This is a genomic window from Cellulomonas sp. ACRRI (assembly GCF_022346185.1).
Lineage (GTDB): Bacteria > Actinomycetota > Actinomycetes > Actinomycetales > Cellulomonadaceae > Cellulomonas.
This window is the reverse complement of sequence record NZ_JAKRMS010000124.1, coordinates 1-12,895: the sequence shown is the minus strand read 5'-3', so window position 1 is coordinate 12,895 and position 12,895 is coordinate 1. Positions and strand designations below refer to the sequence as shown.

Annotated in this window: 15 protein-coding genes; 3 read left to right on the top strand and 12 right to left on the bottom strand. The window is 76.9% G+C overall.

From position 1 onward, the window contains the following. Positions 1-346 (bottom strand): hypothetical protein (locus MHY85_RS17370; RefSeq protein ID WP_239198698.1); only part of this gene is annotated, 346 nt, incomplete at its 3' end. Between the two features lie 267 nt (positions 347-613). Between MHY85_RS17370 and MHY85_RS17360 the strand changes: the two genes are divergently transcribed. Beyond that, entirely contained in the window at positions 614-1,060 is a 447-nt protein-coding gene (locus MHY85_RS17360; RefSeq protein ID WP_239198689.1) for an HNH endonuclease signature motif containing protein, read from the top strand. 150 nt (positions 1,061-1,210) lie between these two features. Here MHY85_RS17360 and MHY85_RS17355 read toward each other — a convergent pair whose 3' ends face one another. Continuing rightward, positions 1,211-1,840 (bottom strand): response regulator transcription factor, encoded by a 630-nt coding sequence (locus MHY85_RS17355; RefSeq protein ID WP_239198695.1) that lies wholly within the window; start codon positions 1,838-1,840, stop codon positions 1,211-1,213. Between the two features lie 186 nt (positions 1,841-2,026). Here MHY85_RS17355 and MHY85_RS17350 point away from each other — a divergent pair, with 186 nt between their 5' ends. Both MHY85_RS17350 and MHY85_RS17345 read left to right on the top strand, forming a co-directional pair. After that, positions 2,027-2,974, top strand: a complete 948-nt coding sequence (locus MHY85_RS17350; RefSeq protein WP_239198687.1) for a phosphoglycerate dehydrogenase — start codon at positions 2,027-2,029, stop codon at positions 2,972-2,974. A 53-nt stretch (positions 2,975-3,027) separates the two neighbouring features. Further along, positions 3,028-3,777: a hypothetical protein gene (locus tag MHY85_RS17345; protein WP_239198685.1), complete on the top strand. Its 750-nt coding sequence runs from the start codon at positions 3,028-3,030 to the stop codon at positions 3,775-3,777. 21 nt (positions 3,778-3,798) lie between these two features. Here MHY85_RS17345 and mutM read toward each other — a convergent pair whose 3' ends face one another. The 10 genes from mutM to MHY85_RS17295 form a co-directional block, all read right to left on the bottom strand. Beyond that, entirely contained in the window at positions 3,799-4,722 is a 924-nt protein-coding gene (mutM, locus tag MHY85_RS17340; RefSeq protein ID WP_239198683.1) for a bifunctional DNA-formamidopyrimidine glycosylase/DNA-(apurinic or apyrimidinic site) lyase, read from the bottom strand. 7 nt (positions 4,723-4,729) lie between these two features. Continuing rightward, positions 4,730-5,524 (bottom strand): ribonuclease III, encoded by a 795-nt coding sequence (gene rnc / locus MHY85_RS17335; protein ID WP_239198681.1) that lies wholly within the window; start codon positions 5,522-5,524, stop codon positions 4,730-4,732. Between the two features lie 60 nt (positions 5,525-5,584). Further along, complete coding sequence (gene rpmF, locus MHY85_RS17330) at positions 5,585-5,779, bottom strand: 50S ribosomal protein L32 (RefSeq protein WP_146839392.1); 195 nt, start codon at positions 5,777-5,779, stop codon at positions 5,585-5,587. Positions 5,780-5,781: 2 nt separating this feature from the next. Then, positions 5,782-6,360, bottom strand: a complete 579-nt coding sequence (locus MHY85_RS17325) for a DUF177 domain-containing protein (protein WP_239198679.1) — start codon at positions 6,358-6,360, stop codon at positions 5,782-5,784. Positions 6,361-6,486: 126 nt separating this feature from the next. Next, positions 6,487-6,987, bottom strand: coding sequence for a hypothetical protein (locus MHY85_RS17320; protein ID WP_239198677.1), 501 nt, complete (start codon positions 6,985-6,987; stop codon positions 6,487-6,489). Beyond that, positions 6,984-7,487: a pantetheine-phosphate adenylyltransferase gene (gene coaD / locus MHY85_RS17315; RefSeq protein WP_239198676.1), complete on the bottom strand. Its 504-nt coding sequence runs from the start codon at positions 7,485-7,487 to the stop codon at positions 6,984-6,986. Before coaD ends, MHY85_RS17320 begins: the two co-directional genes overlap by 4 nt. A gap of 18 nt (positions 7,488-7,505) precedes the next feature. Further along, entirely contained in the window at positions 7,506-8,117 is a 612-nt protein-coding gene (gene rsmD / locus MHY85_RS17310) for a 16S rRNA (guanine(966)-N(2))-methyltransferase RsmD (RefSeq protein ID WP_239198675.1), read from the bottom strand. Beyond that, positions 8,114-9,853 (bottom strand): DUF6297 family protein, encoded by a 1,740-nt coding sequence (locus MHY85_RS17305; protein WP_239198673.1) that lies wholly within the window; start codon positions 9,851-9,853, stop codon positions 8,114-8,116. Before MHY85_RS17305 ends, rsmD begins: the two co-directional genes overlap by 4 nt. After that, positions 9,850-10,542: an ABC transporter ATP-binding protein gene (locus MHY85_RS17300; protein WP_239198670.1), complete on the bottom strand. Its 693-nt coding sequence runs from the start codon at positions 10,540-10,542 to the stop codon at positions 9,850-9,852. The genes MHY85_RS17305 and MHY85_RS17300 overlap by 4 nt, the downstream gene beginning before the upstream one ends. Before the next feature lie 55 nt (positions 10,543-10,597). Further along, positions 10,598-12,844 carry an ATP-dependent DNA helicase RecG gene (locus tag MHY85_RS17295; RefSeq protein ID WP_308191421.1) on the bottom strand — a complete coding sequence of 749 codons (2,247 nt, stop codon included), beginning with the start codon at positions 12,842-12,844 and terminating at the stop codon, positions 10,598-10,600. Between the last annotated feature and the right edge of the window lie 51 nt (positions 12,845-12,895).

Below are 12,895 nucleotides of genomic sequence, written 5' to 3'. Positions count from 1 at the left end.
CGTGGAACGGGGCGACGTTCACCGACCGGGACGGCCCGGTCCTCGCACCCCCGGTCGAGCCGACCCCGATCGCCACCCTCGTCCCGCTCGGCGAGGCCACCACGCACCCCGCGCCCGGCCACCACGACACCACGTCGCCGCCAGGAGCGCCCCCGGCACCGACCGGGACCGCCACCGCCGCCGGGACCGCAACCGGTACCGGGACGGGCACCGCCGCCGACGCGCCCGACGCACCGACCGTCGCCACCGCGCCCAGCGCGGCCAGCGCGCTGACCGTCACCAGCGCGGACAACGCGGCCAGCACGTCGACCGTCCCCGACGCGCCCGACGCGCAGAGCGTCGCCACCGTCGCCACCGCGCACCGCCCGGAGCCACCGCGCCCAGCGCACCGCCCGGAGCCACCGCGCCGGCGCTCGCGCCCGGCCCCGTCGCGACCGCACCCGGCCCCGCCGCGACCGCGCCCGGACCCGCCGCAGCCGCACCCGCGCGGCGTGGTTGCGCGCGCTGCTCGGGTCGCCCCGGCGCCCAGGTCCGGATCACCATCCCCGCCTCCACCCTGCTCGGCCTGGACGACCAACCCGCCCACCTCGACGGGCACGGACCCGTCGACGCCGTGACCGCCCGCGCCCTCGCCGCCGGCGGCATCTGGCAGCGCGTGGTCACCGACCCCCTCACCGACCGCGTCCTGGACGTCGGACGCGAGAGATACCGACCACCCGCCGCCCTCGACGAGCTCGTCCGGACCCGCGACGGGACCTGCGCCGCACCCGGCTGCACGGTCCCGGCCTGCGGCTGCGACCTCGACCACACCGAGGAGTACCACCCCCGACCCGGCGCCGACCCCGACACACCCCCGGGCCGCACCGACGCCGACAACCTCGGACCGCTCTGCCACCGCCACCACCGCCTCAAGACCGACGGCGGGTTCCGGCTGCGCCAGATCCAACCCGGGCTCTTCGAGTGGATCACCCCCACCGGCCACCGGTACCTGACCCGGCCCGGCACGGGGCAGTGCCACGACGCCACGGCCGACCCTCACGACGCACCACCCCCGTTCTGAGGCGGGGACGTCCTAGGGGCGAGGGCACGTCCTGGGAGTACGTCCTCTCGGTCGCGGCACGCCGTCGATCGCCGGCACGTCCCGAGCCGCCGGCCCGGGACCCGGGGCACCACGCGCCATCCGGAGCCCTCCGAAGGGACCCCGACGACCTCAGGGCTGGTGGGTCTCCGCGCGCCAGCCCGAGTGCCGGCGGGCGGCGACCCAGGCCGCCACCTGGGTGCGGCGCTGCAGGCCCATCTTGGCCAGCAGCGACGTGATGTGGTTCTTCACGGTCTTCTCGGCGACGCCGAGCCGCTCGGCGATCTCCCGGTTCGACAGCCCGTCGCCGATCAGGTCGAGGACCTTGAGCTCGCTCGGCGTGAGGTTCTCGGTCGGGTCCTCGTGGCCGGCGCGGCGTCGGGTGACCGTGCGCTCGTCCAGCAGGGTGCGGCCCGCGGCGACCGCGCGCACGACGTCGGTGATCTCCGCGCCCCGGACGCTCTTGAGCAGGTAGGCGGCCGCGCCCGCCTCGAGGGCCGCGGCCAGCGCGTCGTCGTCGTCGAACGACGTGAGGACGATGGCCCGGGCGGTGGGCAGCGTGGCCCGCACCTGGGTCATCAGGTCGATGCCGGTGCCGTCCGGCAGCTGCAGGTCGACGAGCAGGACGTCGGGGTGCACGAGGCCGGCGCGGCGCACGCCGTCGGCGACGGACCCGGCCTCGGCGACGACCTTCATGCCGTCGGCGCGCTCGACCACCTCGGCGATGCCCCGCCGCACGACCTCGTGGTCGTCGACGATCATCACCAAGATCTCCCCGGAGCGGGCCGGCTGGACTGCGCTGTTCGTGGCGGACACGCGGTCATCGTATCCAGCCGCGCGTCCCGGCCGGGCACCGGCGCACCGGGGCCTGCGACTTCGCCCCCGGGACGCCGCCCGGGCGCGCGCGTCACCTGGCGCGGGGGCGCCGTGTGCGCCACGCTCGCGTCCATGACGACGGTGCTCCTCCCCTCCTCGATCGCCCTGTCCCCCGCGGTTCCCGACGGTGTACGCACCGCGACGTACGACGTCGAGCGGCCGGTCCCCGAGGAGCTGGTGGACGCCGACGCCCTGGTCGCGTGGGGCAACCCCACCGCCCAGCTCGCCGACGCCGCGCGCCGGATGGGCCGGCTGCGCTGGGTGCAGACGCTGGCGGCCGGCCCGGACGCGGTGCTGGCCGCGGGGTTCGCGCCGCACGTGCAGATCACCTCGGGCCGGGGCCTGCACGACGGGCCGGTCGCCGAGCACACCCTCGCGCTGGTCCTGGCGGCCGCGCGGCGGCTGCCGGAGCTGGTGCGCGCGCAGGACGAGCACCGCTGGGCGGCCGAGCTCGGCGGGATGCAGCAGCTGCCGCACGAGGGCGGGGAGTTCCGGTCGCTGTCCGGCGCCCGCGTGCTGATCTGGGGTTTCGGCTCGATCGCGGCCCGGCTCGCGCCGCTGCTCACCGTGCTCGGTGCGCAGGTCGTCGGCGTCGCCTCCCGGGCCGGGGAGCGCGCGGGCTACCCGGTGATCGCGCCGGACGAGGTGCCGCAGGCGCTGCCCGGGACCGACGTCCTCATCGGCATCCTGCCGTCCACGGCCGCGACCCGGCGGGCGCTCGACGCCGCGGTGTTCGCCCGGCTGCCCCGGCACGCGTGGGTGGTCAACGTCGGGCGCGGCTCGACCCTGGACGAGGAGGCGCTGCTCGCGGCCGTGCGGGACGGGCGGATCGCCGGTGCCGCGCTGGACGTGTTCCGGACGGAGCCGCTGCCGCCGACCTCCCCGCTGTGGGACGAGCCGCGCATCCTGATCACCCCGCACGCGGCGGGCGGCCGGCCGGTGGGCGCGGACACCCTGCTGACCGACAACATCGGGGCCTTCGAGCGCGGCGAGCCGATGCGGAACGTCGTGCGCCGCTGAGCGCCGACCGTCCGGTTGGTACAGTGGACTGCTCCCCGAGAGAGGAGCACCCGATGACCTCCCCCGCGCCCACCCTGCTCGATCGTGCCGACCTGCTGCCCGTCGCGCCGGGCGAGCCCGGCGGGGCGGACCCGCGCGAGACGGTCGCCGCCCTGGCCGTCGACGGCTGCCTGCTCGGGTTCCTCGCCGAGGTGCACCCGCCGGACGACGGCTGGTGGGGCCGCGCGCTGTCGGCGGTCGCCGCGTACGCCGGGCTGCCGGCGCCCCACCAGTGCGCGTCGAACCTGGACCTCGAGCTCGAGGCCGAGCCGTTCCGCGACGCGTCCCCGCTGACCGACGCCGTGCTGCGGCTGGTGCGCGCGGGCGGCACCGGGGCGCTGACGCTGGACCGGGTCGCCGAGGAGAGCGGCCGCGACCCGGACTGGATCCTCAGCATGCACGGCTCGGTGCAGGAGCTCGTCGACGCGCTGGTCGGGCGGATCGCCGAGCAGGCGTTCGACGAGCTGCTGCCCGCGCACGACGAGCCCGAGCTGCCGGAGCTGCTGGCTGCCTGCGCGAGCTCGGAGCGGGTCGTGGCGATGGTGCGGTTCCTCGCGCTGACCGGTGTCGAGGTGGCGCCCGGGGCCGTCGAGGCGACCCGGGAGACGTCCCCGGTGGCGCGCGGCGAGGACCTGACCGACCGCGCCCTGGTGGCGGCGCTGGCGCTCGACGGCTGGGCGCTCGGGTCGGCGGCGCGGCGCTACCCATGGCCGGAGGCCGTCACCGCCGACGTCGCGGCGGAGCTGCGGGCGCTGGCGGCCTGAGCGCCGGCCGCGGGCGGGCCGTCAGCCGGCCGGGGCCGGCTGGCACACCGGGCAGAAGTGGGACGAGCGGTTCATGAACGGCTCCCGCACCACCGGCGTCCCGCAGCGGGGGCACGGCTCGCCCGCCTGCCCGTAGACCGCGAGCGACCGGTCGAAGTAGCCGGAGGCGCCGTTCACGTTGACGTAGAGGGCGTCGAAGCTCGTCCCGCCCTGCGCCAGCGCGTCGGTCATCACCCCGGCCACGCCGTCCAGCACCCGCAGCGCGGTCGCCTGGTCGAGGTCGGCCGTCGGCGTCGCGGGGTGGACCCGCGCGCGCCACAGGCCCTCGTCCGCGTAGATGTTGCCGACCCCGGAGACCACCGTCTGGTCCAGCACGGCGCGCTTGACCTGCGTCCGGCGGCGGCGGATCGCCCGCGCCACGGCCTCGCGGTCGACGGCCGGGTCCAGCAGGTCCCGGCCGATGTGCGCCACCGAGGCCGGCACCAGCGGCAGCGGCGAGCCGGCACCGCCCGGGCGCGCGTCCGGCGTCGGCAGCAGGTCGACGACCGACAGGTGCCCGAAGGTCCGCTGGTCCACGAAGTCGAGCGCCCCGCCGTCGTCGAGGAGCAGCCGGACCCGCAGATGGGTGTGCTCGCCGCCCTGCTCGACGTCGGCGGGCGTGCCCCGGACCAGCAGCTGGCCGCTCATGCCGAGGTGCGCGAGCAGCGCGTCGTCGGGCGTGGCGCCGGCCGCGCCGGGGTGGTCGAGCGGGAGCCAGAGGAACTTGCCGCGCCGCGCGGCCGCGGTCAGCGTGCGACCGGCGAGGCGGCCCGCGAGGTCGTCGGGGCCGGCCAGGTGGCGGCGGACGCTGTAGGGGCGCCGGACCTCGACCGCGCGGACGGCGCGGCCGACGACGTGGCGCTCGAGCCCGTCCCGGACGGTCTCGACCTCGGGCAGCTCGGGCACGCCGACGTCAGTCCGCGGCGGGCGCGGCCAGCGCGTCGGCGGCTGCCGGCTCGCCGTCGGCGGCGGACCGGCCGGGAGCGGCGGCCCCGGCTGCGGAGGCCGCGGCCCCGTCCGACCCGGTCCCTGCGCTCAGCGCGGTGTAGGCCAGCTCGGCCGCCCGCTGCTCCGCGAGCTTCTTGGCGGTCCCGGTCCCGGTGCCGTACACGTCGCCGGCGACCACGGCCTCGGCCGTGAACACGCGGGCGTGGTCGGGGCCGGCGCTGGTGACCTGGTAGGTCGGGGCGCCCATGCCGAGCGTCGCGGTCAGCTCCTGCAGGCTCGTCTTCCAGTCCAGGCCCGCGCCCAGGTCGGCCGCCTGGGCCAGCCGCGGGCCGACCAGGCGCATGACGATGCCGCGGGACACCTCGAGCCCGTGGGACAGGTAGACGGCGCCGAACAGCGCCTCGAGGGTGTCGGACAGGATCGAGTCCTTGTCCCGCCCGCCCGTGGCGAGCTCCCCCTTGCCGAGCAGCACGTAGGACCCCAGGTCCAGCGCCCGGGCCACCTCGGCGAGGGCGCGCTGCGACACGGTCGCCGCGCGCATCTTCGCGAGCTCGCCCTCGGACTGACCGGGGTGCCGGCGGTACAGGTCCTCGGTGACGACCAGGCCGAGCACGGTGTCCCCGAGGAACTCCAGCCGCTCGTTGGTCGGGATGCCGCCCGCCTCGTGGGCGAAGGAGCGGTGCGTGAGCGCCAGCACCAGCAGCTCGGGGTCCAGGTGGACCCCGAGCTGCTGGGCGAGCTGTGCTGCGGTGGTGCTCATCGTGCGGCGGCCCGCGCCCTCCGGTGCGTCACCGGGGCGCTCGGCCTGCGGCGCGTCGGCTCAGCCGGCGTGCTCGGTCCGCATCGCCTCGGCGTAGCGCCGACCGGCGTAGGCGCCGCACGTCGGGCACGCCTGGTGCGGGCGCATGTCCGACTTGCACTGCGGGCAGGTGCTGAGCGTCGTGGCAGTGGTCTTCCACTGCGACCGACGCGCACGGGTGTTGCTGCGCGACATCTTGCGCTTCGGAACAGCCACGGCTAGCTCTCTCTCTTCTCGTCAAGCGTGCTCTGCAGGCCACCGAGGGCGGCCCACCGAGGATCAAGGGTCTCATGGGAATGCTGCGGGTCGTCCGCGAGGTGCGCCCCGCAGATGGAGCACAGCCCGGGGCAGTCGTCCCGGCACAACGGCTGGAACGGTAGCGCAGTCACGACCGCGTCCCGAACCAGGGGCTCCACGTCGACCAGGTCGCCGTCGAGCTCGGGGAGGTCCTCCTCGTCGTCGCCGTTCTCCTTGGCGACCTCCGCGCGACCGGGGTAGACGAACAGCTCCTGGACGCGGACGTCGAGATCCTCGACCACCTCGTCCAGGCAGCGCACGCACTCCCCGACCGCCCGGGCCCGCACGGAGCCGGAGACGAACACCCCCTCCATGACGGCCTCGAGCTGGAGGTCCAGCTCGACGTCGTCGCCGACGGGGACGCCGATCACGTCGGTACCGAGGTCCCCCGGAGCCGGCACCGTGACGCGGGTACGCCGCATCGATCCCGGACGTCGGCCGAGCTCGTGGGTGTCGAGCACGAACGGCGAGCGGGGATCGAGGTGGTTGGCGCGCTCCACTGTCCCTGTTCCTGTCGTGAGGGGTCTCGGTCCCTGCGATGACCGGCGGGACCAACGGTCGATCCTACGGCACGGGCCCCGGTCCGCCCAATCGCCCGGCGGGCGGCCTGGGTCACACCCGGTCGGTCAGCCCTCGCCGTCGTCCAGCCGGTCCGCGAGCTTCGCGCGACCGGCCTGCACCTGGGTGAGCACCTTGCCCAGGTCGATCTCGAAGTCCGCGAGCCGGCGGTCGCAGTAGTCGTCCGCGTCCCGGCGCAGCGCGCGGGCCGTCTCCTCGGCCTCGCGGACGATCTCGGCCGCACGCCGGGCCGCCTGCGCGACCACGGACTCCTGCTCGACGAGCTCCGCGGCGCGGCGCCGCGCCTGCGCCTCGATCCGCTCCGCGTCGGCGCGGGCGGCGGCGCGCTCGGCGTCCGCGGCGGCCAGCACCTCGTCGGCCCGCCCGATCTGCGTCGGCAGCGCGGCACGGGCCTGCTCGACCAGGTCCAGCAGCTCCGCCCGGCTCACCAGCACGGAGGCGGACATCGGCACGGCGCGCGCGGCCTGCACGGCCTGCTCCAGCGCGTCCAGGACGGCCGTCAGGCCCTCGGGACGGCCCTGCGGCCCGGTGGTGGTCGGCTCGGTCATGCGGGGCTCCCGTCGGCCGTCGTGGGGGTGCTCAGCGCCGCGCGGACGGCCGCGGCCACCGCCGGCGTCACCAGGTCGTCGATCGGGCCGCCGTGCCGGGCCACGTCCTTCACCAGCGACGACGCCACGTGCGACAGGGAGGGGTCGCCGACGACGAACGCCGTCTCCACGCCGGACAGGTGCCGGTTCATCAGCGCCATCGGGAGCTCGGCGTCGAAGTCCGCGCCGCCGCGCAGGCCCTTGACCACCAGGTCCGCGCCGAGCGCGCGCAGCTCGTCCGCCAGCAGCCCGGCGGAGGAGGTGACGCGCACCCCCGGCAGGCCGGCGACCGCGTCCTCGATCAGCGCCACGCGCGCGTCGACGTCGAGCAGCGGCCGCTTGGCGGCGTTGTGCGCGACGAGCACGACCACCTCGTCGGCGAGGCGCCGGGCGCGGCGCACCACGTCCAGGTGGCCGAGCGTGAAGGGGTCGAAGGAGCCGGGGCAGACCGCGAGAACCACGCAGCCGAATCTACGCCGTCAGCCCCGGGCGCCCTCGACGGCGGCGTCCCCGGGCGCGTCGGACGCCGGGTCGTCGAGGGGGCTGCGGGCGCCGAGGTGCACCGCCGTCTCGCCGTACGCCCGGGTGTCGAACCCGTGCATCCCCTCGGGCCACGGCGGTGCCGCGCTGCGGGTGGACCGCTCCACGACCACCACCGACTCGACGGTCAGCGCCGGCACCAGCGCCGCCAGCACCTCGGCCAGCGTCGCGTCCGGGACGTCGTACGGCGGGTCCAGCAGGACCAGGTCCCACGGCGCGGCGACCGGGCGGGCGACGTACGCCTCGACCCGCTCGCGCACCACGTCCACCCGGTCCCGCAGGCCCAGCGCCGCGACGTTCCTCCGGCAGACCTCCGCGGCGGCCTTCCCCCACTCGACCAGGACCACGTGCGCGGCCCCGCGGCTCGCCGCCTCCAGGCCCAGCGCGCCCGAGCCGGCGTACCCGTCCAGCACCCGCGCGTCCTCGACGGCGTCCAGGTGCTCGAGCCGGGAGAACAGCGCCTCCCGCACCCGCTCGCTCGTCGGGCGGGTCCCCGACGGCGGCACCGCGAGCGTGCGCCCGCCGACCGAGCCCGCGACGACCCGGGTCACCGGCCGGCCCGCTTCTTCTCGGCCTCCGCGGTCTCCTGCATGTCCGTCATGCGCTCCATCATCGTCTTCGTGCTGGTGCTCGACCCGACGAGGAGCGCGATCGCCGACACCGCGGCCTGCACCACCACGACCTGCGGCAGCACCGTGCCCAGCGCGACCGACAGCACCACCGGCACCATGCCGAGCACGGCGACGTCCGGGCCGCGGGACAGCACGGCCGCCACGCCGCCGGGCAGCGCGCCCATCGGCGTCGCCACCAGCGGGCCCTCCCAGTTCGGCGACGGCCGGTACGCGGCACGCAGCGCCGCACCCGCCCACACCGGCGCCGACACCACGCCGAGCAGCAGCCACGGCGCGACCTCGCCCTCCCAGCGGCCGACCGCCGCGAAGGCCGCGGCCGACCACAGCAGCATCGCCACCCCCGGCACGATCAGCCGCGCACGGCGCACGCCCTTCGCGGACATCGGCAGCAGCCGGTCGACGATCGGCGCCATCTCCGCGCGGCGCGCGCCCTCCCCCGTCGCCAGCATGCCGACGTAGCCGCTGACCAGGACGGCCAGGATCACGCCGACGACGCCCGCGAGCTGCGGGGTGATCACCACGACCACCGGCACCAGCGCCGACACCACCAGCTGCACCAGGTGCCGCGGCGAGCGCAGCAGCACCGTCACGTCCGCGACCACCACCGCAGACACCGGCCCGCGGACCAGCCGCATCCGGCGCACCCGGCGCCGCCGCGGCCGCGCGGCCGAGTCCGAGAGCGCCCGGCCCAGCTCGCGCGAGTCCATCGACACGAGCGCACCGGCGGCCTGCGTGGCGACCGAGCCGCTCTCCCGCAGGTCGCGCCCGCGGATCCGGCCCAGCCGGGTGTCGAGCCACCACCACGCGCCGGCGACCGCCACCGCGAGCAGGGCCAGCACCCACCAGGGCACGTCCGGCAGCGCCGCGACCCGCCAGCCGGCGAGCGCCGCGACCAGCGCCAGCACCGGCGCCACCCCGATCACGACGTCGCCCGCGAGCGCCGTCGCCCGGCGCGGCACCCCCCAGCTCTGCAGGTGCCCGGCCAGCAGCGCCAGCCCGGCGCACACCAGCGCCGCCGTCCCGCCGAGCCGCAGCACGTGGCCCACGCCGTGGTCCGCGAGCAGACCGCCGTCCAGCAGCGCGAGCACCACGCCGCCGATCAGGCCGGACGCGATCGGCAGCCGGAGCGACGCCGGGCGGAGCAGGCCGCGGCGGTCCACCGGCATGCCGAGCCACCAGGTCGCCTCCGCGCCGCCCGCGCCCACCGGCCCGAGCCGGGCGCTGAGCGACAGCACCACGCCCGCCACCACGAACGCCGCGACCGCCACGACCGTCGGCAGGCTGATGCCCGACCGCAGCGCCTCGTCGGGCACGTGCGGCAGCGTGGTGCGGAGCTGGCCCGCGAGGCCCAGCGCCACGCCCAGGCCGATCGCCGAGGTGACCACCGCGTAGTACACGTCGCCGAGCACCTCGCCGATGCCCGCACCCGACCGGCGGCGGGCCACCTGCGCGGTGTACCGGCGGATCGACCGGGCGCCGGGGACCGGCGTGCGGCCGTCCGTCGGGGCCACGGCGGGCGCGGGGACGTCGTCCCAGCCGGTCGCCGCGGGGGCTGCGCCGGCGCTGTCGGGGGCGGCGGCGAACGGGTCGGGTCCGGCGGCGAGGTCGTCGGCGCCGTGGTCCTGCGGGGGGCGCGCCGGGCCGCGGCGGCTCACAGCACGCCCGGCCGCAGCGCCTCGACGGCGTCCGCGGTGCTGAGCAGGCGGGACTGGTCGTCCGCGACCAGCACCGCGCGGTCCGCCACCACGCGCAGCAGCTCGGGGTCGTGCGTGGCCAGCAGCACCGAGCCGCCGGCGCGCTTCTCGTCCAGCAGCCGCTGCGCCAGGTGGTCGCGCATCGCGACGTCCAGCCGCTGCTCGGGCTCGTCGAGCACCAGCAGCGACCGCGGCCGGACCAGGCCGGCGGCGAGCAGCAGGCGGCGCCGCTGGCCCGAGGACAGCGCGACGGGCAGCGCCGCGGCGTGCTCCGCCAGGCCGAACTCGTCGAGCAGCTCGCCCACCACGGCGTCCGCGCCCTGCACCCCGTGCCCGCGGGCCGTCAGGTACAGGTGCTCGGCGACCGTGAGCGCCGGGAAGTACGCGTCGTCGTCCAGCACGCTGGACACCCGGGCGCGGAACCCGACCTCGCGCTCGTCCACCGTGCGGCCGAGCACCTCCACCCGTCCGCCGACCGGCTCGAGCAGGCCGAGCACGGCCCGGAGCACCGTCGACTTGCCGGAGCCGTTCGCGCCCACCAGCGCGAGGGCCTTCCCGGGCGGGAGGGTGAACGAGACCGGGGCGCACACGGGCTCCCCGCCGTACCCGACGAGCAGATCGACGGCACGGATCACGGGCTGCTTCGACACGGGGAGCAGCGTACGCACCGCGGCTGGGCCGCCCGCCGGGACCGACGGCCCGTCCTCAGGTCCGGTCGAGGAACTCCTCGCGCTCCCCCGCGAGCATCTGCCGGATCGCCTCGGCCAGCGCCGGGTGCGCGGCCAGGTCCGGGTCCGCGTCCACGAGCTCGCGCGCCGCGACCCGCGCGCGCTCGATCACGTCGGCGTGCTCGGTGACCTGGAGCAGCCGGAGCGACGAGCTGCCGCCCGACTGCGCCGCCCCGAGCACGTCGCCCTCGCGGCGCAGCGCCAGGTCCACCGCCGCGAGCTCGAAGCCGTCGCGGGTCTCCGCCAGCTTCCCGAGCCGGGTGGCCGCGTCCGTGCCGGGCGGCGCCTCCGCGACCAGCAGGCAGACGCCCGGCCGCGACCCGCGGCCGATCCGCCCGCGCAGCTGGTGCAGCTGGGAGATGCCGAACCGGTCCGCGTCGAGCACGACCATCACCGTCGCGTCCGGCACGTCGACGCCGACCTCGATCACCGTGGTGGACACCAGCACCGGCACCGCGCCGGAGGCGAAGTCCGCGAGCGCCCGGTCCTTCTCCTCCGGGCCCATGCGGCCGTGCAGCTCGCCCACGGCGAGCCCGCGCAGCGCCGCCGTGCCACGCAGCTGCTCCGCGACCTCCACGACCGCGTGCAGCGGGCGCTGCGGGCGCGCGTCACCGTCCTCCTCGGGGACGTCGGTCACCAGGTCCGCGCCGTCGACGTCCGTCTTCTTCGCGTCGGCGTCGATCCGCGCGCACACCACGTAGGCCCGCCCGCCGCGGTCGACCTCCTCGCGGATGCGCTGCCACGTGCGCTCGAGCCAGGCGGGCTTGTCCGCCGGGACCACGTGCGTCACGACCTCCGCGCGCCCCCGCGGCACCTCGCGCAGCGTCGACGTCTCCAGGTCGCCGAACACGGTCATCGCGACGGTCCGCGGGATCGGCGTCGCCGTCATCACGAGCAGGTGCGGCACGCCGCCGGCCTTCGCGCGCAGCACGTCGCGCTGCTCCACGCCGAACCGGTGCTGCTCGTCCACCACCACGAGGCCGAGGTCCGCGAACTGCACGTGCTCGGACAGCAGCGCGTGCGTGCCGACCACGATCCCCGCGGCCCCGCCCGCGATCTCGCCGAGCGTCCGCCGCCGCGCCGCCGAGCCCTGCGAGCCGGTCAGCAGCGCCACCCGCGTCGCCACCTCCGCCCCGCCGAGCATCCCGGCCTCCGCCAGGTCGCCCAGCAGGGCCTGCAGCGTGCGGGCGTGCTGCGCCGCCAGCACCTCGGTCGGCGCGAGCAGCGCCGCCTGGCCGCCTGCGTCGACCACCTGGAGCATCGCGCGCGCGGCCACCACCGTCTTGCCCGAGCCGACCTCGCCCTGCAGCAGCCGCTGCATCGGGCTGTCGGCCGCGAGCTCCGCCGCGATCTGGGCGCCGATCTCCCGCTGGCCGCCCGTCAGCTCGAACGGCAGCCGCGCGTCGAACGCGTCCAGCAGCCCGCCGGCGCGGGCCGGCCGGGCGACCGCCGCCTGCGCCGCGTACCGGGCCTTGCGGCGGGCGAGCTCGGCCTGCAGGACGAACGCCTCCTCGAACCGCAGCCGGTCCTGCGCCCGCCTGCGCTCCGTGTCGTCCAGGGGGTGGTGCACCCCCTGGAGCGCGTCCAGGATCCCCGGCATCGCGCCGCGCACCTCGTCGGGCAGCGGGTCCGGGAGGTCCTCGGCGGTGAGCGTGCGGCGCACCGTCTCCAGCGCGGCGACCACCGCCTCGTTCTTCAGGCCCGCGGTCAGGCCGTAGACCGGCCGGGGCCGCTGCGACTCGACCAGCCGCTGGGCCTCGTCCTCGAACGACATCGGGTCGTCGATCTCGAACTCGGGGTGCAGCAGCTGGAGCTGGCCGCGGTACTCCTTGACCGTGCCCGAGAACAGGCCGGTCGTGCCCGGCTTCAGCTGCTGCTCGAAGTGCCGCAGCGCGCCGGGGTGCTTCGCGAACCAGGTCAGGAGCAGGGTCTGCCGCCCGTTGCGCACCACCACCTCGAGGATCACGCCGCCCCGCGAGCGCATCGTGCGCGTCGTCGAGCGGTCGACCGTGCCGTCCACCGTCACGTGCTCCCCGACGCGCAGGTGCCCGATCGTCGCCGGGTCGCCCCAGCGGGAGTACCGGCGGGGGTAGTAGCGCAGCAGGTCGCCCACCGTGTGCAGCCCGAGCTTGGCGAGCTTCTTGGCGGCGCCCGGGACGTGCTTGGCCAGGTCCTGGTCCAGGTACGGCAGCGGTCGCACCACGGCGTCGTGCGGGACGGTCACGGGCGCCGCCAAGAAGCTCGCCAAGCTCGGGCTGCACACGGTGGGCGACCT